Source organism: Kitasatospora sp. NPDC088779 (genome assembly GCF_040685395.1).
Lineage (GTDB): Bacteria > Actinomycetota > Actinomycetes > Streptomycetales > Streptomycetaceae > Kitasatospora.
Genome location: NZ_JBFBHW010000021.1, coordinates 72,503 through 93,724, shown reverse-complemented (window position 1 = coordinate 93,724; position 21,222 = coordinate 72,503). Strand labels below are relative to the sequence as shown.

Genomic DNA, 21,222 nt, shown 5'->3' with positions numbered 1-21,222 from the left:
TTAGAAGTACCCCTCGCGCTTGCGGTCTTCCATCGCGGCCTCGGACAGCTTGTCGTCGGCCCGCGTCGCGCCGCGCTCGGTGAGGCGGCTGGCGGCGATCTCGGCGATCACGGCCTGGATGTCGGTGGCGTCCGAGTCGACGGCGCCGGTGCAGGACATGTCGCCGACGGTGCGGTAGCGGATCAGCCGCCGCTCGACGGGCTCGTTCTCCTTGGGGCCGCCCCACTCGCCGGCGGTCAGCCACATGCCGCCGCGGGAGAAGACGTCCCGCTCGTGGGCGTAGTAGATCTCCGGGAGGTCGATGCCCTCGCGCTCGATGTACTGCCAGACGTCCAGCTCGGTCCAGTTGGACAGCGGGAAGACGCGCACGTGCTCGCCGACGGCGTGCCGGCCGTTGTACAGCGACCACAGCTCGGGGCGCTGGCGGCGCGGGTCCCAGGCGCCGAACTCGTCGCGCAGGGAGAACACCCGCTCCTTGGCGCGGGCCTTCTCCTCGTCGCGCCGCCCGCCGCCGAACACCGCGTCGAAGCGGTTCGTCTCGATGGCGTCGAGCAGCGGGACGGTCTGCAGCGGGTTGCGGGTGCCGTCCGGGCGCTCGCGCAGCCGGCCGTCGTCGATGAAGTCCTGGACGTGGGCGACGTGCAGGCGCAGGCCGTGCTCGGCCACGACGCGGTCGCGGTAGGCGATCACCTCGGGGAAGTTGTGGCCGGTGTCGACGTGCAGCAGCGAGAACGGCACGGCGGCCGGGTGGAAGGCCTTGAGTGCCAGGTGCAGCATGACGATGGAGTCCTTGCCGCCCGAGAAGAGGATCACCGGGCGCTCGAACTCCCCCGCGACCTCGCGGAAGACGTGCACCGACTCGGCCTCCAGCGCGTCCAGGTGGGACAGCGCGAAAGGGCCCCTGGCCGGCTGGTTCTGGGCGTCGGCGGTGCGGACCGGGCCGTCGGTCGCGGTGGTCATGCGAGACCCCTCTCGGTCAGGAAGGCGTGCAGCTCGGCGGCGGACTCGGCGACCGCGCGGCCCTGCGTCTGGATCCGCAGCTCCGGCTTCTCCGGCGCCTCGTACGGGTCGTCCACGCCGGTGAGGCCGGCCAGCTGCCCGGCGGCCTGCTTGGCGTACAGGCCCTTGACGTCGCGTTCGGCGCACAGCTCGACCGGGGTGGCGACGTGGACCTCCAGGAACTCGGTGCCGGCCGCCGCGTGCCGCTCGCGCACCGCGGCGCGCGAGTCGGCGAACGGGGCGATCACCGGGGCGAGCACCTTGACGCCGTGGGCGGCGAGCTTCTCGGCGACGAAGCCGATCCGGGTCACGTTGGTGTGCCGGTCCTCGCGGGTGAAGCCGAGGCCCTTGGAGAGGAACTCGCGGATCTCGTCGCCGTCCAGGACCTCGACCCGGTGGCCCTCGGCGCGCAGCCGTCCGGCCAGCGCGAAGGCGAGCGTGGTCTTGCCCGCGCTCGGCAGCCCGGTCAGCCACACGGTGGCGCCGCGCTCGCAGGGGGCGGCCGCGGGGGCCGCCTCCGCGGCTCCGTCGGCGGCCCGGGTGTGAGCTGTCACAGTCTCAAGTCCTTCGTCGGTAGTGGGGGGTGGGTCAGAGGTGGATGCCGCACTCGGTCTTGCCGGAGCCGGACCAGCGCCCGGCCCGGGCGTCCTCGCCCTCGGCGGGCTTGCGGGTGCAGGACAGCGGCGAGCAGCCGATCGAGGTGTAGCCCTCCCACAGCAGCGGGTTGAGCAGCACCCCGTGGGCGGTGACGTAGGCGTCCACGTCCTCCTGCGTCCACCGGGCGATCGGGGCGATCTTGACCTTGCGGCGCCGGGCGTCCCAGGACACCACCGGGGTGTCCGCCCGGCTCGGGGACTCGTCGCGGCGCAGCCCGGTCGCCCAGGCGTCGTAGCCGCCGAGGCCGCGGTTGAGCGGCTCGACCTTGCGCAGCGAGCAGCACAGGTCCGGGTCGCGGTCGTGCAGGTGCGGCCCGTGCTCGGCGTCCTGCTCGGCCACGGTGCGCAGCGGCCTGAGGGTGATGACGTTGACCGGCATGGTCGCGGCCACCGCGTCCCGGGTGCCGATGGTCTCCGGGAAGTGGTAGCCGGTGTCCAGGAACACCACGTCCACGCCGGGGAACACCGAGGAGGCGAGGTGGGCGACGACCGCGTCCTCCATCGAGGAGGTGACGCAGAAGCGGCGGCCGAAGGTGTCGGCGGCCCAGGCCAGGATCTCCTGGGGCGTCGCCTCCTCCAGCTCGCGGCCGGCCCGGACGGCTATCTCCTCGTGGTCAGTCGTCGCGCTGGTCACCGGACGAACCCCCGTCGTTCGCAGTCGAGTTGGCCGAAGTCGTGGCGGCCGAAGCCGAGTTGGCCGCGGTCGAGGCGGTCGAGGCGGTCGAGGCGGTCGGGGACAGCAGGCCGAGGAACTTCAGCTGGAAGGCGCGACGGCACCCGTGGCACTCCCAGGCGCCGTGCCCGGCCTCGGAGGGGCGCAGGTCCTCGTCCCCGCAGTACGGGCAGAAGAACGGCGCGGCACGCTCACTCACGACAGCTGCTCCTCGCCGGCCCGGGCCGCCCACTGGGCGAAGCGCTCGCCCTCGATACGGTCGGCCTGGTAGCGGGTCAGGACGCGCTCGACGTAGTCGGGCAGGTCGTCCTTGGTGACCTTGAGGCCGCGGACCTTGCGGCCGAACCCGGCCTCCAGGCCGAGCGCGCCGCCCAGGTGCACCTGGTAGCCCTCGACCTGCTCGCCGTTGCCGTCCGGGACGAGCTGGCCCTTGAGGCCGATGTCGGCGACCTGGATGCGGGCGCAGGCGTTCGGGCAGCCGTTGATGTTGATGGTCAGCGGTTCGGCGAAGTCCGGCAGGCGCTTCTCCAGCTCGTCGATGAGCGTGCGGCCGCGCTCCTTGGTCTCGACGATGGCGAGCTTGCAGTACTCGATGCCGGTGCACGCCATGGTGCCGCGGCGGAACGGCGACGGGGTGACCCGCAGGTCCAGCGCTTCCAGGCCGGCCACCACCGAGTCGACCTGGTCCTCGGCGATGTCGAGGACCAGCATCTTCTGTTCGGCGGTGGTGCGCAGCCGGTCGCTGCCGTGCGCGGCGGCGAGGTCGGCGATCTGGCCGAGCAGCCGGCCGTCGACCCGGCCGACGCGCGGCGCGAAGCCGATGTAGTACCGGCCGTCCTTCTGCCGGTGGACGCCGACGTGGTCGCGCCAGCGGCCGCTGGGCTCCTGCGGCGCGGGGCCGTCGACCAGCCGGTACGCGAGGTACTCGTCCTCCAGTACCTGGCGGAACTTCTCCACGCCCCAGTCGGCGACCAGGAACTTCAGCCGGGCGCGGTTGCGCAGCCGGCGGTAGCCGTAGTCGCGGAAGATGCCGATGACGCCGCCGTAGACGTCGGCCACCTCGTCCAGCGGGACCCAGGCGCCCAGGCGCACGCCCAGCTTGGGGTTGGTGGACAGCCCGCCGCCGACCCACAGGTCGAAGCCGGGGCCGTGCTCGGGGTGGACCACGCCGACGAAGGCGATGTCGTTGATCTCGTGCGCGACGTCCAGCAGCGGGGAACCGGAGACGGCGGACTTGAACTTGCGCGGAAGGTTGGAGAAGTCCTTGTTGCCGATGAAGCGCCGCTGGATCTCCTCGATGGCGGGGGTGCCGTCGATGATCTCGTCCTCGGCGATGCCGGCCACCGGGGAGCCGAGGATGACGCGCGGGGTGTCGCCGCAGGCCTCGGTGGTGGACAGGCCGACGGCCTCCAGCTTCTGCCAGATCGCCGGGACGTCCTCGATCCGGATCCAGTGGTACTGGACGTTCTGGCGGTCGGTCAGGTCGGCGGTGTTGCGGGCGTACTGCTCGGAGACCTCGGCGATCGCCTTCAGCTGGGCGACGGTCAGCCGGCCGCCGTCGACCCGCACGCGCAGCATGAAGTACTCGGCGTCGAGCTCGTGCGGCTCCAGGATCGCGGTCCTGCCGCCGTCGATGCCCTCCCTGCGCTGGGTGTACAGGCCCCACCAGCGCATCCGGCCGCGCAGGTCGGCGGGGTCGATCGAGTCGAAGCCCCGGTGGGCGTAGATCGTCTCAATACGTGTCCGTACGTTGAGACCGTCGTCGTCCTTCTTGAACTGCTCGTTGGCGTTCAGAGGGGTGAAGTGGCCCATGCCCCACTGGCCCTCGCCGCGGTGACGGGTCACCTTGCGAGGCGCGGCGGGGCGGCGCGCGGCGGCGCGGTCGGCCGTGGGCTCGGCGGTCTCGGGGGTGGTGGCCATGGTGAAGTCCTTCGGGGCAGATGGCTCTGACGCCGGGTGGGTCGCTGGGGGTGCGTGGCGGTGCGGTGCTGCTGTGACCTGCGGGTATTCCCAGGGCCGGGGAGAGCAGTGACCGTGGCCGGCCGGGCGCCCGCGCGTCCGCTCCAGCGGGGACTGCGAGGTGGGTGGCGCCGGGTGCGGTGGTGCGGCGGGGTGGGCTCAGATCGCCGGACAGATGGCGCTGGACACGCGAAGGAGATCGACGTGGAGTCGACCAACTAGGGTGGTTCCGGCGCTCGGCATGGCAAGAGATTGGCACGGCGCGGGACTCGCGGTCCACTAACATCCGGATGGCGGACGCTGAGGTTTCGACATGTGAGACTGCCGGGGATCCCCGCCGCTCCCCGCCCCGACGTCCGTCCACGCGCCCGTACCCCGGGGGAGATCAACCGCGCGGCCCCGGCCCGATACCGTTAGACCCGTGCAAGCAGCAGGCGAGACGAGCAGACCGAACCCCGAACGGCCCTCCCGGCGCCGGGGCAAGGGCTCCCGACGCGCGGCCAAACAGGCCGCCTGGCGCCGCACGGCGTGGGAGCTGGTCAAGGACACCACCAACACCTGCGTCGAGTACCGGGTCACCGGACTCGCCGCGGAGGCGGCCTTCTTCACCCTGCTGTCGATCCCACCGCTGCTCCTCGGCCTGGCCGGCACCCTCGGCTACCTCGACGAGTTCCTCGGCGCCGGCACCATCGACCGGCTCAAGCACGACATCGTCTCGGCCTCCGGGACGGTCCTGTCGGACTCGTCCGTCAAGGAGGTCGTGGTGCCGCTGCTGGACCAGGTCTTCGCCCACTCCCGGCCCGACCTCGTCTCGATCGGCTTCCTGCTGTCGCTGTGGTCCGGCTCCAGAGCGCTCTACATCTTCATCGACACCATCACCGTCATGTACGGGCTCGACGGCAAGCGAGGCATCGTCAAGACCCGGCTGATGTCCCTCGGCCTCTACTTCGGCGCCCTCGTCATCAGCTCCCTGGTGCTGCCGCTGCTGATGGCCGGACCCGGACTCATCGAGAACGCCGTGCCCGGCGTCGCCGGACTGGTCGGCGCCGCCTACTGGCCGGTCGCCATCGTGCTGCTGATCGTCTCCCTCACCACCCTCTACCACCTGGCCGTCCCCGTCTCCACCCCCTGGCGCGAGGACGTCCCCGGCGCCCTGGTCGCCCTCGTGGTGCTGGTCGTCTGCAGCGTCGCCCTGCGGATCTACCTGGTCAGCTCGGTCGAGGTCCCCTCGGTGTACGGCTCGCTGGCCGCGCCGGTGGCCGTACTGCTGTGGATCTTCGTGGTCGCCCTGGCCGTCCTCATCGGCGCCGCCATGAACGCCGCCATAGACCGCCGCTGGCCCACCCTGGAGACCGCCGACGCCCGCGCCGAGAACGAGCGCGCCCAGGAGGAGGCCGCCGCCGCCGTGGTCCGCGAGGTCGCCGCCCGGCGCGCCGCCGAACGGGCCCGGCGCGCCCGCGAACTCGGCCTCGCCGAAGGCGCCGAGGAGGAGTGGGGCGAGGAGGACGGCGACGACGTCGACGTCCCCTCCGAGTACCCGGAGCGCTGGGCCGACGTCCTGGCCGCCGACAACGTCCGCGGCCGCCTCACCGCCCGCGGCGGGCCCCACCACCGGCCCGGCCCGCCCCCGCCGGACAGCGACCGGCCGTCCGGGCCGCCGCCGGAGCGGCGGGCGCCCGACTACCCGCCCCGGCCGCCGTGGGAGCGGCAGTAGGGGCAGGGTTCCGGCACCACGACGAACGGCACAGGGCCTCCCCCACGGGATGCGGGGGAGGCCCTGTGCCGTTCGTCGTCTCCTGACGTCCGTTCGTCGTCTCCTGGTGCCGGTTCGCCGGTTCGCCGTCGCCCGTTGCCCAGAGGGCGGCCCGGGGCCCGGCGGTGGGTCAGGCGGTGGGTCAGGCGGTCGCCGGGTTCGGCGGGAAGGGGGACGGCGGGGCCGGGTGGTACCCGTACGGGGACTGCTCGGCCGGAGGGTGCGGGGCGGCCGGGTTGACCTCGGTCCGGTCCGGATCCGGATCCGGGCCCGGGGCGGCCGGGCGTGGGAGCGTCAGCTCCGGGGCCGTCGGGTTCGGGCCGCTCGGCGCGGTCGGGTTCGGGTTCGGGCTCGGATCCATCGCGGCCGGACCACCCGGGGCCGCCGACCGACCCGCCGGCCCGGCCTGCGCCGGGAGCGGATCGGGGCTCGGCGGCGCCGGCTCCAGCGCCGTGCGCCCGGCCGAGTCGCTCAGCTTGATCAGCAGCGCCACGATCAGCCAGTTCGCCAGCAGCGACGAGCCGCCCGCCGCCAGGAACGGCAGCGCCTTGCCGGTCAGCGGCACCAGCCCGCTCACCCCGCCGACCACCACGAACACCTGCAGCGCCAGCGCCGTCGACAGTCCCGTCGCCAGCAGCTTGCCGAACGGGTCGGTCAACCCGACCGCCGTCCGCAGCCCGCGCTGGACCAGCAGCAGGTACACCAGCAGCACCGCCGTCACCCCGGCCAGGCCCAGCTCCTCGCCGATCGTGGTGAAGACGAAGTCGCTGCGCCCGGCGAAGCCGATCAGCCACGGCCGCCCCGAGCCCAGGCCCGTCCCGGTCAGGTGCCCGGTGCCCAGGCTGAACAGCGCCTCGGCGGGCTGGTCGGAGATGATCGCCGGGTCGTGGTGCTCCTTGTAGATGTCGAGCGGGTGCAGCCAGGCCTCGACGCGCCCGTGCACGTGCGGCTCCACGGTGCCGACCACGGCCGCGCCGCCGACCGCCATCAGCAGGCCGAGCACCACCCAGCTGGTGCGCTCGGTCGCCGCGTACAGCATCACGACGAAGACGCCGAAGAAGATCAGCGAGGTGCCGAGGTCGCGCTCGAAGACCAGCACCAGCAGGCTGACCACCCAGATCGCCAGCACCGGGCCGACGTGCCGCCCGCGCGGCAGGGTCATCCCCCAGATCTTCCGGCCGGCCAGCGCGAGCGCGTCCCGGGAGGCCATCAGGTAGCCGGCGAAGAAGATCGTGATCGCGACCTTCACGAACTCGTCCGGCTCGAAGGAGAGCCCGAACAGGCGGATCCAGCGCTTGGCGCCGAAGTCCTCCGCCCGGCCCGGGAAGAACGCGGGCGCCGCCAGCAGGATCAGCGCCCCCGTCATCAGCAGGTACACGTACCGCTGGAAGAACCTGTGGTGCTTGATCAGCACGATCAGCGCGATCGCCACCGCGACCGAGATGAACACCCACATCAGCTGCGAGGGCGCGGCCGGGAGCTTCTGGTAGTCGCCCTTCCTCGCGTGCGCCGCCGCGTAGGAGATGTCCAGCCGGTCCAGCAGCATCAGCCCGAAGCCGGTCAGGAAGACGCCCAGCGGCAGGATCAGCGGATCCGCGTACGGGGCGAACCGCCGCACCGCCAGGTGCGCCGCCCCGGCCAGGCCGCCCAGCGCCAGGCCGTGGACCAGCAGCCCGGGCGGCATCTTGCCGGTCAGCGCCAGATCGGCGTCGACGTGCCCCGCCAGACAGACGGCCACCGCGAGCGCCAGCAGGCCCAGCTCGATGTTGCGGTGGCGCGCCGCCAGCCGGCGGCCCTCGCCGCGTGCAGTGCTTTGCACCCTTGTCGTCCCCTTGTCATCACCCGCGTGGCCGGTATCGCCGACGGTGCATCCTGCCAGACGAACACGCCCCTGCGCCGGTTGCGGTCCGGGGGCCGTCGAGGCCTGAACTTTGCCTGGGCAAAGCTTTTTCCGGGCTCGGTAAAGCTTTGTTCAGGTGCAGGTATAGAGGCGGGCCCCGGGCGCGGCGGGCCCCGGCCGGGAGGCCATCATGGCCGGGCGCCGCGGTCCGGTCCGCGGCGTCCGACGGACCGCCGGACGGCGCGGGCGGCGGCAGGGCGCGAACGAGGTGGGCGGACGGATGGACGGCGCGGTGCGAATGCTCGCCTACAGCGGACCGCCGCCCTGGCAGTGGTCCGACCTGGCCACCTCGTGGACGGCCGAACCGCTCGTGCTCGCCCTCTCCGTGCTGCTCGGCGGCTGGTACCTGGCCGCGGTGCGCACCGTCCACCGGGCGGGCGGCGAGCGCTGGCAACCGTCCCGCACCGCCGCCTTCCTGGGCGGGCTGCTGCTGTGGATCTGGTGCACCTGCTCCGGCCTCGGCGTGTACGAGCGGATCCTGTTCACCGACCGGGCCGTCCAGGTCGTGCTGCTGCTGATGCTCGTCCCGCTGCTGCTCGCCCTCGGTGCGCCGGTCTCGCTGCTGGTCGCGGCCGCGCCGCCGGCCCGGCGCGAGCGCATCCTGCGGGCGCTGCGCAGCCGGCCGTCCAAGGTGCTGATGTTCCCGGCCGTCTCCACCGCGCTGCTGATGGCCCCGCCGTGGCTGCTCTACTTCACGCCCTGGTACGAGGAGTCGGTGTCCAGCGCGTTCGGGAACGTGCTGCTGCACCTGGCGCTGGTGCTGCTCGGCCTGGCGTACTTCTGGCCGCGGCTGCAGATCGACCCGGTCGGGCGCGAGTACCCGCACCTGGTCGGGCTGTTCATCACCTTCGCCGAGGTGATCTTCGACGCGGGGCTCGGGCTGGTGCTGATCTACGGCGGCCACCTGGTCGCCGAGCACTACTACGTGGCGCTCGGGCGGCCGTGGGGGCCGAGCCTGGCGCAGGACCAGACCTGGGGCGGCAACATGCTCTGGGTGCTGGGCGACCTGGTCGGGCTGCCGTTCCTGGCCGCGCTGGTGCGGCGGATGGTGGTGCAGGGGCGGGAGGAGATCAAGGCGGTGGACGCCGAACTCGACGCCCGTTTCGAGGAGGCCGCGGCGCGGGCGCAGGCGGCGGGGCTGCCGGCCGAGGAGGAGGCCGGGATGCGGCCCTGGTGGCTGGACGACCCGAACCTCAAGCACCGGTACGGCGGGTAGTCGGCTCCGGAGGGTAGCCGGCTCCGGCGGGTTCCTGAGCGAGGGCCCGCACTTCTGTAGGTCCAATGCTGGCCCCTTGTGGATCCCTTCACCGCGTTTCCGCAGGTCAAAAATCAGTTGGCCCCGCCACCCCGACCCGCTAGCGTTTCTCCCGTCCAGATCGGGGGCCTTCACGGCCGCCCGAGGAGTAGAGAGCAGGAGGTGAACCCCGTGGTCGTTGTCGCCCCGATAGCTGCCTTGGGCAGTACTCGCGTTCACCTCCTCTTCCCGGCCGCCGGCTGACCCTTTCCGCGCCAGCCGCAGCCCGCCGGGATCATCTCCTCCCGAAGGGCCCACCGCGTTGTTCAACGCTGCCTCCACTTCGTCGTCCCCCTCCACCTCTGGCTCCCTCTCTGACGAGCTGCCGCTGTCCGGCTACGGCTGGACGCCCGAGCTCGCCGAACTCTTCACCCCGCTCGCCGAGGCCGGGCTGATTCCGGCCCGGATCGTCCGGGTCGACCGCGGCCAGTGCGACGCCGTGCTCGCCGATCCGGAGACGGGCGAGCCGCGCACCGTCCGGCTCGACACCCGCCCGGTCGGCGACGCCGACATGATCAACTGCCCGTGCACCGGCGACTGGGCCGCCGTGGACCTCCACGCCCAGCCGATGGCCGCCGTCACCGCACTGCTGCCCCGCTCGACCGCGATCATCCGCAAGGTGGCCGGCAAGCGCTCCGACGGCCAGGTGCTCGCCGCCAACGTCGACACCGTCCTGATCGCCGCCTCGCTCGCCGCCGATCCGGACCTCGGCCGGATAGAGCGCTTCCTCGCCCTGGCCTGGGAGTCCGGCGCCGACCCCCTGGTCGTCCTCACCAAGGCCGACCTGGTGGACGACGCCGAGTTCATCCGCGCCGACGTCGAGGCGGTCGCGCCCGGTGTCACCGTGCTCGTGGTCAGCGCCGGGACGGGCGAGGGCATGGACGTGCTGCGCGCCTGCGCGCCCGGCACCACGGCCGTGATCGGCCAGTCCGGCGTCGGCAAGTCCACGCTCACCAACGCGCTCGCCGGCGTCACGGCGATGGCCGTCCAGGAGGCCCGATCGGTCGACCAGAAGGGCCGCCACACCACGACCACCCGTGAACTGATCCCGCTGCCCGGCGGGGGTGTGCTCATCGACACCCCCGGGCTGCGCGAGGTCGGCCTCTACGGTGGCGAGGGCGTGGACCTGGCCTTCGCCGACATCGCCGGACTGGCCGAGGACTGCCGCTTCCATGACTGCGGCCACCACACCGAGCCCGGCTGCGCGGTGCAGGCGGCGCTCGCCGACGGCACCCTGCCGCAGCGCCGGATGGACAGCTACCTCAAGCTCCAGCGCGAGAACGAGTGGATCGCCTCCCGCTCGGACGCCCGACTGGCCTCGGCCCGGGCGAAGAAGTGGAAGTCGCTCTCCAAGTCGATGCGCGCCGCGGGAGGCCCCGTGAAGCGCTGACCAGGAAAGCCGACCAGGAAAGCCGACCAGGAAAACAGGAGGCCGCGGTCGGCCTCCGCCCGGGCCACCCGGCTCGGCGGAGGCCGGGCGGGCCGGCAGCCGGAAGTGCTTCAGGGCCACTGCGGTGGCGTCGTCCACGGTGAAACCCGGGTCACCGAGGGCGGCGAGCCGCCCTGGCCGGCGGCCAGACCGCGAGCAACGCGCGCGTGCGCCGGGCACTGCGGCGCGGTCTTCCCCCGGCGTGGACCCGGGGCGGGCTCGCCAGTGCGGGTCTCCCGGCATGGGCCCCTGTGCGGGCTGTGAGGGCCCCCGGCGTGGGCCCTCCGGGCCGGTGCTCGGGATGGGTGGGCGGAGGTGGGCGGAGGGTGGGGTGGGGGGAGGGGAGGGGGGAGGGGGATGGCCCCCAACGGCCATGTCCGATTTCCGCCAGTCACCCCCCGCCCCAGTGCCGCAGACTGGACAGCGTGATCGACGACGACATCCGGTACCGAGCCGTGGACAGCCGAGACGCCCGCTTCGACGGCGTCTTCTTCACGGCCGTCACGTCCACCGGCATCTACTGCCGACCGAGCTGCCCCGCCGTGACCCCCAAGCGCGTCAACTGCGTCTTCTACCCCAGCGCCGCAGCCGCCCAGGGGGCCGGCTTCCGCGCCTGCCGCCGCTGCCGCCCCGACTCCGTGCCGGGCTCCCCGGAGTGGAACCACCGCGCCGACCTGGTCGGTCGCGCGATGCGCCTGATCGGCGACGGCGTGGTGGACCGCGAGGGCGTCGCGGGCCTGGCCAGCCGCCTCGGCTACAGCTCCCGCCAGCTCCAGCGCCAGCTCATCGCCGAACTGGGCGCCGGACCGATCGCGCTGGCCCGCGCCCGCCGCGCCCAGACCGCCCGCCTGCTGCTGCAGACGACCGAACTCCCGGTCACCGACATCGCGTTCGCCGCCGGCTTCGCCTCGGTGCGGCAGTTCAACGACACCGTCCGCGAGGTCTACGACCGCACCCCCAGCGGTCTGCGCGCCGAGGTCGTGGCCGGCCGCCGCGTCGCGACCCCGGCCGGCGGCCTCACCCTGCGCCTGGCCTACCGCGGCGCGCTCGACAGCGACCACCTGATCGACTTCCTCGCCCTGCGCGCCGTCCCCGGCGTGGAGGAGGTCGTCCCCGGTCCGCGCCCCGGCGTCCGCACGTACCGGCGCACCCTGGCGCTCCCGTACGGGCACGGCATCGCCGAAGTCGACGGGCTGGCGCCGGGCGAACCGCGCACCCGCGGCTGGCTCGACTGCCGCCTGCTGCTCGGGGACCTGCGCGACCTCCCGACCGCCGTCCAGCGCCTGCGCGGCCTGTTCGACCTGGACGCCGACCCGGACGCGGTCGACGAGCAGCTCGGCGCCGACCCCGTGCTCGGCCCCCTGGTCCGTGAACGCCCCGGCCTGCGCTCGCCCGGCCACGTGGACCCGCACGAGCTGGCCGTCCGCGCCGTGCTCGGCCAGCAGATCACGGTCGGCGCCGCCCGTACGCTGGCCGGCCGGCTGACCGAGAAGTACGGCACCGCGCTGCCCGAGCCGAGCGGCGGCCTGCGGCTGCTGTTCCCGCCGGCGGCGGTGCTGGCCACCGCCGACCCGGAGGACTTCGCGATGCCCGCCGCCCGCCGCCGCGCGCTCACCGGCCTGTGCGCGGCCTTGGCCGAGAGGGCGGTGCGACTCGACGGCGGGGTGGACCGGGAGGAGTCCGCGGCCCGGTTGCTGGCCCTGCCCGGCATCGGTCCCTGGACCGTCGGCTACCTGAGGATGCGGGCCCTCGCCGACCCGGACGTCTTCCTCCCGGGCGATGTGGGCGTCAAGCACGGCCTCGTCCGGCTCGGCGCCCCCGGCGACCCGAAGAACGCCGCCCGCGCGGCCGAGGCGTGGGCCCCGTGGCGCTCCTACGCCGTGCACCGGCTGTGGGCCGGGCCCACGAGCGCCAGCACTGGAACGGAGAAGGCAGAGGCATGAGCACCACCGTCTACACCACCATGGAGAGCCCGTTCGGCCGGCTGCTGCTGTCCGGCGTCCTGCCCGAGGGCGGCGGCGCGGCGGCGCTGGCCACCGTCACCGCGCCCGGGCAGAAGTACGCGCTGGCCGAGCCCGCCGACGACTGGGTCCTCGACCCGGAGGCGCTCGCCGAGCCGGTCGCCCAGCTGACCGCCTACTTCGCGGGCGAGCGCACCTCCTTCGACCTCCCGCTCGCCCCGGCGGGCACCGAGTTCCGCCGGCGGATCTGGGCCGCCCTGGACGAGATCCCGTACGGCGAGACCGTCACCTACGGCCAACTCGCCGATCTGGCGGGGGAGTCGCCGCGCGCGGTGCGGGCGGTCGGCGGCGCGGTGGGCGCCAATCCGCTGCTCATCGTCCGCCCCTGCCACCGCGTCATGGGCGCCAACGGCTCGCTGACCGGCTTCGCGGCGGGCGTGGACTGCAAGCGCCGGCTGCTGGAGCTGGAGAGCGGCACGCTGTTCTGACACGTCCGCCCGGGCGGCGGCGCGGCTCAGCCCGCCGCCCGCAGGTCCACCCGCCAGTTGTGGCTGCGCATGAACCGCCCGGGCGGGAACTCGAAGTCCGTCTCGCCGACGAGGCTGAACCCGGCCTTCGCACAGACCGCGTTGGAGGCCGGGTTGTCCACCGAGGGGAAGGCGTGCAGGTGGCGGTGGGCGGCCTCGCGGCGGGCGGCCGCGACGGCGGCGCGGGTGGCGGCGACGGCGATGCCCCGTCCCTGGTGGCCGGGCAGGACGTTCCACCCCATCTCGTGGACGGTCTCGCCCTCCCAGGTGCGGGTGCCGTAGCCGACGGTTCCGACGGCCTCGCCCTCGGGGAGCAGCACGATCCGGTACATGCAGCCCAGGCCGGACGGGACGAAGTCCAGGTAGCGTCGGTGCCGGACGAGGAGTTGCTCCTCGGTCTCGGGGCCGCCGACGTGCTTCTTCATCTCCGGGGTGTTGACCCGGCGCAGCAGTGCGAGGTCGGCGTCCGTCCAGGGCTCGATCTGTACCTGTGCTGTGCTCATGCCGGGGACGGTAGTGGTCCGTACGGGTAGGTGACCAGCGGTTTTGCAGGCATCCGGGGGTGCTGGCCGGGGTTCGGCCCCGGCTCGGCCCCGGTTTGGGCCCGGCCGGGGTTCAGGCCTGGTCGGGGCCCTGGCCGGTCTCGGCGAGGGCGCGGGCGAGCTGTTCGAGGGCGGGCAGGGCGTGGACGACGGCGTCGCGGTCGGTGGGATCGAGGGTGTCGAGGGCGGTGGCGATGCGGCGCTCGTGGGCGCGCTGCCAGTCGTCGAGCTGGCGCCGGCCGGCCGGGGTGAGGGCGATGCGGGCGGTGCGACGGTCGCCGGGGTCGGCCTGGCGGTCGACGAATCCGGCGTCGAGGAGCTTGCCGATCAGCCCGCTGACGGTGTTGGGGGCGAGCCGCTGCCGGGCGGCGAGTTCGCCGACCCGCAGGGGGGCGGCGGCGAGGGTCTGGAGGAGTTCGACCTGCGCCATGGGCAGGGACTCCCACGGGTAGTCGGTGCGGATGCTGCTGCGCAGGGCGCGGCGCAGGCGGGTGACGGTGTCGGTGAGCCGCCGGGCGTGGTCGACCGCCGTTTCGGGGGTTTCGGTGGCGGGGTCGGGGACGTGTGGTGACGACGGCATGGCGGACAGCGTATCGCCTGGTACGGGCCGGTCCGGCGGGTTGTCCACCGTCGAGCGGGGGCCTCCCGGAACTCTGCGGGGCCTCGTGGAGCTCGGTGGAACTCTGCGGGCTCCCGTCGGAAAGCGAGCAGCTCGTAGAAAGAACATATCTGCGTCCGATATATTTGTGCCATGAACGCCACCGCCCTTGCCGCGCGGCTGCTCACCGAGCGGCCCCGGCCCCGCGGCATAGCCGGCTGGCGTCACGCCCACTGGCTGGCCGTCGGCACCGTCTGCCTCGGGGCCTTCCTCGGCCAGCTCACCGCCAGCGTCACCGCCCTCGTCTTCCCGGCCCTCGGCCGGCACTTCAACGCCGGCTTCGCGGCCGTCGAATGGGTCGCCCTCGCCTACCTCCTGGTGCTGGTCGCCCTGCTCGCCCCGGTCGGCTGGCTCTCCGACCTCATCGGCCGCAAGACCATGTACCTCGGCGGCTTCGCCGTCTTCGCCCTGGCCTCGCTCGGCGCCGGATACGCCGGAAGCCTCGGCGTGCTGGTCGCCTGCCGGGCCGTCCAGGCCGTCGGCGGCGCGATGATGCAGGCCAACAGCGTCGCCCTGGTGGCGCGCGGCGTCCCGGAGCACGCGATGCGGCGCGCGCTCGGCATCCAGGCAGCGGCCCAGGGGCTCGGTCTGGCGCTGGGCCCCAGCCTCGGCGGGCTGCTGGTGGAGCACGCCTCCTGGCGGTGGGTGTTCTGGATCAACGTGCCGATCGGGGTGCTGGGCATCCTGGCCGGATGGTTCCTGCTGCCCCGTACCCGCACGGGGCCCCCGCCCGCCGCCGGTGCCGGTGCCGGGAAGCAGCTCATCGCCGGTACCGGGGGCCCGCTCACCGCCGATCCCGGGACCCCGCCCGCAGGGGCCGCCGCGAGCCTGCCCGCTCCCCGCGCCGGGGGCGCCCCCCGCGCGAGTGCCGCCGCGAGCCCTCCCGCCACTGTGCCCGCCACCGCGTCCGGAGCCCGCTTCGACCTGCCCGGCCTGCTGCTGCTCACCGGCTCCACCACCGCGCTGCTGCTCGCCCTGTCCACCGCCTCCGGACTGCCGCTGCCCGGCTGGGCCGCCGCCGCCCTGCTGCTCGCCGCCGCCGTCCTCGCGCTCGCGCTGGTCCGTCAGGAACGGCGGGCCGCCCGGCCGATCCTGGCGCCCGGCCTGGTCAACACCCCCGGGGTGCGGTCCGGGCTGGTGGTTTCGCTGATCGGCTACCTGCTGCTGTTCTGCCCGCTCGTGCTCGGCCCGGTGCTGCTCACCGGCGCGGGCGTGCCGGTGGCCCGGGCCGGCCTGGTGATCACCCTGCTGCCCGCCGCGTTCGCGCTCGCCGCGACCGTCGGCGGCGCGCTGCTGCCGCGCGGCTGGTCGGACGTCGCCCGCTGCCGCGCGGGCGCGGTGCTCGCGGGCGCGGGGCTGCTGCTGTTCGCCCTGCTGCCGGTCTCCGGGGCGGCCGTGGCGGTGCCGCTGCTGCTCGCCGGCTACGGGCTGGGACTGCTGCTGCCCGCCAACAACGCGCTGGTGATGCGGGCGATCCCGGCGCAGTGCTCGGCGGTCGGCGGCGGCATGGTGAACATGGCCCGCAGCCTCGGGACGGCGCTCGGCACCGCGCTGCCCGTCCTCGGAGTCCATCTGGCGGGCCCGGCGTCCGGCGGCCGGACGGTACTGCTCGCTCTCGCGGCGGTCGCGGTGGCGGCCGTGGCCCTGACCCGGCCGGTCCGCCAGGCCTGAAGCCGGGGCCCCTTCCCCTAAGCCTCCGAGCGGACGTTCAGCGCGTCCTGGGCCCGGTTGAGGCCGCGTCGCACCAGTGTGTCCAGCGCGTCCGCACACCGGTCCAACACCCCTGGCAGGGCGGCCTGTTCGCGGTCCGAGAACTTCTTCAGCACGAAGTCGCCGACGCTCTGCCCCTTCGGCGGGCGCCCGATGCCGAAGCGCAGCCGCACGAAGTCGGGGGTGCCGAGCACCTCGCCCACCGAGCGCACGCCGTTGTGGCCGCCGGGGCCGCCGCCGCGCTTGAGCCGTCCGGTGCCGAACGCGAAGTCCAGGTCGTCCTGCACGACCACCAGGTGCTCGACCGGGACGCCGTAACGCCGCAGCAGGCCGGACACCGGCCGGCCGGACAGGTTGACGAACCACTGCGGCTTGGCCAGCACCACCCGGTGGCCGTCGACCTCGATCTCCGCCACCAGGGCGCCGATCCCGCGCCGCCGGAACCGCGCGCCGTACCGTTCGGCCAGCCGCTCCACGGTCAGGAAGCCGGCGTTGTGCCGGGTCAGCCGGAACCACGGGCCGGGGTTGCCCAGTCCGGCGATCAGCCAGGGTGCGGCGGGGGTCATCGGGAACTCCAGGGGCTTGTCGCGGACGCGGGACGGCCGGGGCACGGTACGCACGGTACGGGACCGTCGACCGCGCCCCGGCCGTCCGAGGACACGCGCAGTGGGGTGGGTCAGGACTCGGGCACGCCGGGGGCGGCGCCGCGCTCCGTGAGCATGTCGGTCATCAGCTGCACCTCCGAGGTCTGTGCGACCACCATCGACTGGGCGAGCCGCTTCTCGGCGTCGTTCTTCGCCAGGTCCACATAGCCCTGGGCCATTTCGACGCCGCCCTTGTGGTGCTGGATCATCAGCTGCAGGTAGTACACCTCGGCGTCCCGCCCGCTGAGCGAACGCAGCTTCGCCAGTTGGGTGTTGGTGGCCATGCCGGGCATCAGCGAACCGTCGTGGGCCTGGTAGTCGTGGCCCATCTTCATCCACGCCATCGGCTTGGCCGCCGAGTGCTGCGGCAGCCCCCACTGGTCGATCCAGCCCATCATCATCCCGCGCTGGTTGGCCTGGGTGTTGATGATGTCGAAGGCGAGGGTGCGGGTCGCGTCGTCGCCGGTGCGGTCCCGGACGATGAACGACAGGTCCACCGCCTGCTGGTGGTGGGTCGCCATGTCGCGGGCGAACCCGGCCTCGGGCGAGTCGTCCGCCGGGACGGCCACCGAGGCCGACCCGGACGCCGACGTCCCGCTCGCCACCAGGGCGGGCACCCCGAGGGCCAACGCGAGGGCGGCGGCCAGCGCGGCCGGCCACCACAGCCGCCGACGGGCCGGGCGCGGCGCCCCGGCCTCGTCCGCGAACTCCTCGGCGGCGTGCTCGGAGCCGTCCTCGGGCTGCGCCGCGTCGGCGGTCACATCTGCCCCATGGTGCAGGAGGCGCCCGGCTCCTGGGTCTGCTTGCCCTGGACGTACTTGGTGAAGAACTGGTTCACCCGCGGGTCGCTGGCGCTCTCCACGATCAGCTGGGTGCTCCAGGCGTTCAGGGTGATGGTGCCCTTCTCGTCCGGGTACGGGCTCATCAGCGAGTACGGGGTGGTCTTGACCTTGTCGGACAGGGTCTTGATGTCGTCCGGCGTCGCCTTGCCGTTGTACGTCACCCAGACCGCGCCGTGCTCCAGCGAGTGGACGGCGCGCTCGTTCTCGACCGGCTGGTCGTAGACGTGGCCCATGCAGTCCAGCCAGATCGCGTTGTGGTCGCCGCCGACCGGCGGGGTCATCGGGTAGCTGACCTTGTCCTTGACGTGGGTGCGGCTCAGCTCGCCGAAGGTCTGCACGCCCGGGATGTCCGCGTTGGCGGCGGCCTGCTCCTTCTTCTTGCTCTGGTTGGCGTCCATGACGATCCAGGTGCCGGTGGCGATCGCGCCGATCACCAGCACACCGGCCGCGACCGAGGCGATGACCTTGTTGCGGCGGTCGCGGCGCTGCTCGCCGGCGCGCAGCTCGGCTATCCGGGCGCGGCGGTCGGTCGGGCCGGGCTTGCCGGACTGCTTGCTGGACTGCTTCGAGGCGGAACCCATGGTGGTTGTCCTTGTCCCCGCCGCGCACTGCTGGAGGCGCGGCGGTCAGCTGAAAGAAGGGGAGGGGCGGATCCGCCGGCGGATGCCGGGCGGTGGGTTCCGCTCAGGACCGGTGTACTTGCAGCTCGTGTAGATCGGGTGCCGGATGCGGACCGTCCAGCAGCCCGGCGGGCACCACCCTGGGCAGCGCCTCGGCTGCCGGAGCGAGCGGTGACGCGGCCGGCTGCGGATGCGGCGGCGGGTTCGGCAGCTGGGCGTCCTGCGCGCAGTACGGGTGGCTGGAGCAGCCGTTGTCACGGCGCGGCTGCCCGCCGTCGGCGGTGCACCACGTCCAGTGCCGCTGCTCCCCGGCGCGCTGGCGCTGGTCGGAGGCCTTGGCGGCGGGGCCGGCGTGCGGGACGTGACTGGCGACCGTCGTGACGGTGACGGCGGTGACGGCGGCGGTGACGGTGGTCGGCGTCGGAGCGGCGTGCGCGCCGACCGCCTTCGACTGACCGGCGCACGGCAGCGTCGTGAGCAGCGCGACCAGCAGCAGGACCCACAGCACACCCACCGGGCGGCCCGCCGGTGCGGCCCTCCCCGGTCGAGGTGAGCTGGGGGCCGACGCGGTCATGCGCACATTTAATCAGCCGAACGAGTGAAGCGATGCCCCTCCTCCACCCCCATTTTCGGCCGCTCCCGGACCCGAACACCCCGGAAACGCCCTGCTCCGGGCACATCCGGCAAGCACGGACGGAACGGGACCGAACGCGGGGGTGAACCCGGGGGTGGACGCGGGGCCGGATTCCCCGGTGAAACCCGAGGTGGGCGCGGTGGCCGGGAACGGCCCGGCGCTGACCGGTTGTCGCCGAAACCCGGACAGCGTCGTTGCACTTGGAGACAATGACGTCGAGTCCGGCCCCGCCGGGGGCGGCGCGACCACGGACCGACCAGGAGCCGCCAGATGAGCAAGCAGGGTGCCCCCGCACAGTCGCACCGGCCGGACGACGGCTGGTGGGACACGGTCTACGACGGCCCGGCGGGCACCCTCCCCGACACCCCGCACGCGGACCCCGGCGACGGCAGCGTCGACGACTGGTTCGACACGGCGGTCGGCCTCATCGGCCAGCAGCGCACGGCCGAACCGGAGTCGGTGCTGGACGCGGGGCCGGTGCTGGGCGTGGAGCCGGTGCTGGGCGTGGAGCCGGCGTCGGAGTCGGCAGCGGAGCCGGAGCCGGAGTCGGCAGTGGTGCCGGCAGCGGCCGAGGTGCTGGAACGGGACAGCATCGACGACTGGTTCGACACCGCGATCGGCGTCATCGGACCCCAGCGGGCGGACGAGGAGCGGGTCTTCGCCCCTGACGTCCAGGAAAGCGAAGCCAACACCCTCCCCACACCGGTCTCCCTGGACAAGCCCGCCCCCGAGCCCGCGCCGCAACCGGAACCGGAACCGGAACCCGAACCGCAACCCGAGGCCGAACCGGAGGCCGCCACTGAGGAACCCGAGCCCGAGCCCGAGCCCGAAGCCGAGGCCACCGAGGAACCCGACGCCACCGTCCCCGACCCGCGCCCGGCCGTCCGCTCGCCGCTCTCCGACGGCGCCCCCACCGTGCCGCACATCGGCGAGCGCCCGCCGACCTACGGGCCGGAGCCGACCGCCGTCCCGGAGGCGGACCCGGGCGTCCTCGGGGCGCTCGTGCCGGACACCGTCCTGGAGGGCGCCCAGTACGGCCCGTCCGTTCTGCGCGCCGTCTCCGTCCGCGGCGACTCCGCCCGCTACCGGGGCGAGTCGCGGCGGGACGCGCTGCTGATCACCAGGTTCGGGGACGGCCCGGACGGGCTGCTGCTCGCCGTGCTCGCCGGCATCGACCGGACCGGCACCGCCGCGGACGAGGCGCTCGCCCCGGGGGCCGTCGCCACCAGCACCCGCGAGGCCTGCCGCCATCTGGCCGCCGCGGTCGGCCGCAGCCGCGAGGGCCTGGCCGCCGACCTGCGCGACGGCGCCCGGGACCGGCTGCGCTACGGCCTCCAGCGGCTCGCCACCGGCGCCGTCGCCCCGCTGCGCGCGCTCGTGCCCGGGAACGAGGAGGACGGCACGCCGTCCCCGGCCTCGCTGCACTGCCTGCTGCTGTCGCTCGACCCGGCGGTCGGCCACCGGGCGGCCTTCGGGGTCGGCCCGGGCGGGCTCTACCTGCTGCGCTCCGGCCACTGGATCGACGCCTACGCGGCCCGCCTGCTGCACCACCCGGACGGCCGGCAGCCGCCGGAGGAGCCGAGGCCGTTCCGCTTCCGGCTGGTCCCCGCCACCCCGGGCGACGTGCTGCTGCTCTGCACCCCCGGCCTGGCCAGCCCGATCGCCGACGAGCCGGCCGTCGCCCACTTCCTGTCCACCCACTGGGCCCACCCGCACCCGCCCGGCACCGTCGACTTCCTCCGCCAGGTCCAGGTCCGTGCCAAGGGCTACGCCGACGACCGCACGGCCGCCGCCGTCTGGACCGAATGACGACCGCATGACGACCGCGGGGCGGCTGGAGCGCCGCCGGCCCGCCGGTGCCGCGCCCGACACCCGGTCAGCGCACCCGGTCAGCGCACCCGTTCGGCGCACCCGGGGGGAAGGCGGCGCGCGGCGCGGAGCCGCGGACGGTGACTGCGGCCCGGAGGGCGGGCAGCACCCAGACGACCTGCACCGCGGCGTACCAGGGCGGGCAGACGCCCGGGATCGGTTGACGCCGATGAGGGCGATCGGCAGGACGACGGTGAGGGCGGCATGACCGACGACGACGACACCGACCGCCGCGTCCGCGCCGTCCTCACCTACCTGAGCAAGCCCTAGCCTGATCCGGGCCCCTCCCGCGGCGAAATATGTAGACCGACCGACAGATTTCCCGGCCGCGCGAGAAGTCGGCGGGCCCGACTTCTCGCGCGCTGCTCGCGCTTGCGGGTAGTGAATATGTAGACCGACCGACATATTTTTCCCTGGTCGCGACCGCGCCGACCGCGCCGACGGGAGTGGATCGCGCAGGAAGTCGACCGGGCCGACTTCCTGTGCACCGCGCGCACTCACGCGCCCCACACGCCACGCGCCCCACACGCCACGCATCACGCGCGCGCATCG

General features: G+C 73.9%; 20 protein-coding genes. 7 read left to right on the top strand and 13 right to left on the bottom strand.

What is annotated here, in order from left to right:
• The 6 genes from cysD to AB0P03_RS21425 all read right to left on the bottom strand — a co-directional run bounded on the left by cysD (nucleotide 1) and on the right by AB0P03_RS21425 (nucleotide 4,530).
• Nucleotides 1–960 (bottom strand): sulfate adenylyltransferase subunit CysD, encoded by a 960-nt coding sequence (cysD, locus tag AB0P03_RS21450; RefSeq protein WP_363630251.1) that lies wholly within the window; start codon nucleotides 958–960, stop codon nucleotides 1–3.
• Entirely contained in the window at nucleotides 957–1,553 is a 597-nt protein-coding gene (gene cysC / locus AB0P03_RS21445) for an adenylyl-sulfate kinase (RefSeq protein ID WP_363630250.1), read from the bottom strand. The genes cysD and cysC overlap by 4 nt, the downstream gene beginning before the upstream one ends.
• Nucleotides 1,554–1,587: 34 nt before the next feature.
• Nucleotides 1,588–2,289, bottom strand: a complete 702-nt coding sequence (locus AB0P03_RS21440; RefSeq protein WP_363630249.1) for a phosphoadenylyl-sulfate reductase — start codon at nucleotides 2,287–2,289, stop codon at nucleotides 1,588–1,590.
• On the bottom strand, nucleotides 2,270–2,527 hold the full coding sequence (locus AB0P03_RS21435; RefSeq protein WP_363630305.1) for a hypothetical protein: 258 nt from the start codon (nucleotides 2,525–2,527) through the stop codon (nucleotides 2,270–2,272). Before AB0P03_RS21435 ends, AB0P03_RS21440 begins: the two co-directional genes overlap by 20 nt.
• The gene (locus tag AB0P03_RS21430) at nucleotides 2,524–4,248 is read right to left on the bottom strand and encodes a nitrite/sulfite reductase (protein ID WP_363630248.1); all 1,725 of its coding nucleotides are present in this window, start codon (nucleotides 4,246–4,248) and stop codon (nucleotides 2,524–2,526) included. Before AB0P03_RS21430 ends, AB0P03_RS21435 begins: the two co-directional genes overlap by 4 nt.
• Before the next feature lie 198 nt (nucleotides 4,249–4,446).
• Entirely contained in the window at nucleotides 4,447–4,530 is an 84-nt protein-coding gene (locus AB0P03_RS21425) for a putative leader peptide (RefSeq protein WP_347878562.1), read from the bottom strand.
• A 178-nt stretch (nucleotides 4,531–4,708) separates the two neighbouring features.
• On the opposite strand from AB0P03_RS21425, the gene AB0P03_RS21420 reads away from it, so the two are divergent.
• A complete protein-coding gene (locus AB0P03_RS21420) occupies nucleotides 4,709–6,001 on the top strand; it encodes a YihY/virulence factor BrkB family protein (protein ID WP_363584111.1) in 1,293 nt (430 codons plus the stop codon).
• Between the two features lie 181 nt (nucleotides 6,002–6,182).
• Here AB0P03_RS21420 and AB0P03_RS21415 read toward each other — a convergent pair whose 3' ends face one another.
• Nucleotides 6,183–7,859, bottom strand: coding sequence for an FtsW/RodA/SpoVE family cell cycle protein (locus AB0P03_RS21415; protein WP_363630247.1), 1,677 nt, complete (start codon nucleotides 7,857–7,859; stop codon nucleotides 6,183–6,185).
• Between the two features lie 211 nt (nucleotides 7,860–8,070).
• Here AB0P03_RS21415 and AB0P03_RS21410 point away from each other — a divergent pair, with 211 nt between their 5' ends.
• The 4 genes from AB0P03_RS21410 to AB0P03_RS21395 all read left to right on the top strand — a co-directional run bounded on the left by AB0P03_RS21410 (nucleotide 8,071) and on the right by AB0P03_RS21395 (nucleotide 13,112).
• Nucleotides 8,071–9,156, top strand: a complete 1,086-nt coding sequence (locus AB0P03_RS21410; RefSeq protein WP_363630246.1) for a cytochrome c oxidase assembly protein — start codon at nucleotides 8,071–8,073, stop codon at nucleotides 9,154–9,156.
• 340 nt (nucleotides 9,157–9,496) lie between these two features.
• Nucleotides 9,497–10,624 carry a ribosome small subunit-dependent GTPase A gene (gene rsgA / locus AB0P03_RS21405; RefSeq protein ID WP_363584105.1) on the top strand — a complete coding sequence of 376 codons (1,128 nt, stop codon included), beginning with the start codon at nucleotides 9,497–9,499 and terminating at the stop codon, nucleotides 10,622–10,624.
• Between the two features lie 464 nt (nucleotides 10,625–11,088).
• The gene (locus AB0P03_RS21400) at nucleotides 11,089–12,606 is read left to right on the top strand and encodes an AlkA N-terminal domain-containing protein (RefSeq protein WP_363630244.1); all 1,518 of its coding nucleotides are present in this window, start codon (nucleotides 11,089–11,091) and stop codon (nucleotides 12,604–12,606) included.
• Complete coding sequence (locus AB0P03_RS21395; RefSeq protein ID WP_363584101.1) at nucleotides 12,603–13,112, top strand: methylated-DNA--[protein]-cysteine S-methyltransferase; 510 nt, start codon at nucleotides 12,603–12,605, stop codon at nucleotides 13,110–13,112. Before AB0P03_RS21400 ends, AB0P03_RS21395 begins: the two co-directional genes overlap by 4 nt.
• A 26-nt stretch (nucleotides 13,113–13,138) precedes the next feature.
• Here the strand turns inward: AB0P03_RS21395 and AB0P03_RS21390 are convergent, their stop codons facing one another.
• Entirely contained in the window at nucleotides 13,139–13,654 is a 516-nt protein-coding gene (locus AB0P03_RS21390) for a GNAT family N-acetyltransferase (protein WP_363630242.1), read from the bottom strand.
• 112 nt (nucleotides 13,655–13,766) lie between these two features.
• A complete protein-coding gene (locus AB0P03_RS21385) occupies nucleotides 13,767–14,273 on the bottom strand; it encodes a MarR family transcriptional regulator (RefSeq protein WP_363584097.1) in 507 nt (168 codons plus the stop codon).
• A gap of 171 nt (nucleotides 14,274–14,444) precedes the next feature.
• Here AB0P03_RS21385 and AB0P03_RS21380 point away from each other — a divergent pair, with 171 nt between their 5' ends.
• Nucleotides 14,445–16,022, top strand: a complete 1,578-nt coding sequence (locus AB0P03_RS21380) for an MFS transporter (RefSeq protein WP_363584096.1) — start codon at nucleotides 14,445–14,447, stop codon at nucleotides 16,020–16,022.
• A gap of 17 nt (nucleotides 16,023–16,039) precedes the next feature.
• Here AB0P03_RS21380 and pth read toward each other — a convergent pair whose 3' ends face one another.
• The 4 genes from pth to AB0P03_RS21360 form a co-directional block, all read right to left on the bottom strand.
• Nucleotides 16,040–16,627 carry an aminoacyl-tRNA hydrolase gene (gene pth / locus AB0P03_RS21375; protein WP_363630300.1) on the bottom strand — a complete coding sequence of 196 codons (588 nt, stop codon included), beginning with the start codon at nucleotides 16,625–16,627 and terminating at the stop codon, nucleotides 16,040–16,042.
• Between the two features lie 110 nt (nucleotides 16,628–16,737).
• On the bottom strand, nucleotides 16,738–17,322 hold the full coding sequence (locus AB0P03_RS21370; RefSeq protein ID WP_363619084.1) for a DUF305 domain-containing protein: 585 nt from the start codon (nucleotides 17,320–17,322) through the stop codon (nucleotides 16,738–16,740).
• Nucleotides 17,323–17,462: 140 nt separating this feature from the next.
• Complete coding sequence (locus AB0P03_RS21365) at nucleotides 17,463–18,128, bottom strand: DUF3105 domain-containing protein (RefSeq protein WP_363584094.1); 666 nt, start codon at nucleotides 18,126–18,128, stop codon at nucleotides 17,463–17,465.
• Between the two features lie 103 nt (nucleotides 18,129–18,231).
• Nucleotides 18,232–18,741 (bottom strand): hypothetical protein, encoded by a 510-nt coding sequence (locus AB0P03_RS21360; RefSeq protein WP_363630241.1) that lies wholly within the window; start codon nucleotides 18,739–18,741, stop codon nucleotides 18,232–18,234.
• A gap of 330 nt (nucleotides 18,742–19,071) precedes the next feature.
• Here AB0P03_RS21360 and AB0P03_RS21355 point away from each other — a divergent pair, with 330 nt between their 5' ends.
• Nucleotides 19,072–20,610 (top strand): hypothetical protein, encoded by a 1,539-nt coding sequence (locus AB0P03_RS21355; protein ID WP_363630239.1) that lies wholly within the window; start codon nucleotides 19,072–19,074, stop codon nucleotides 20,608–20,610.
• Nucleotides 20,611–21,222 lie beyond the last annotated feature (612 nt).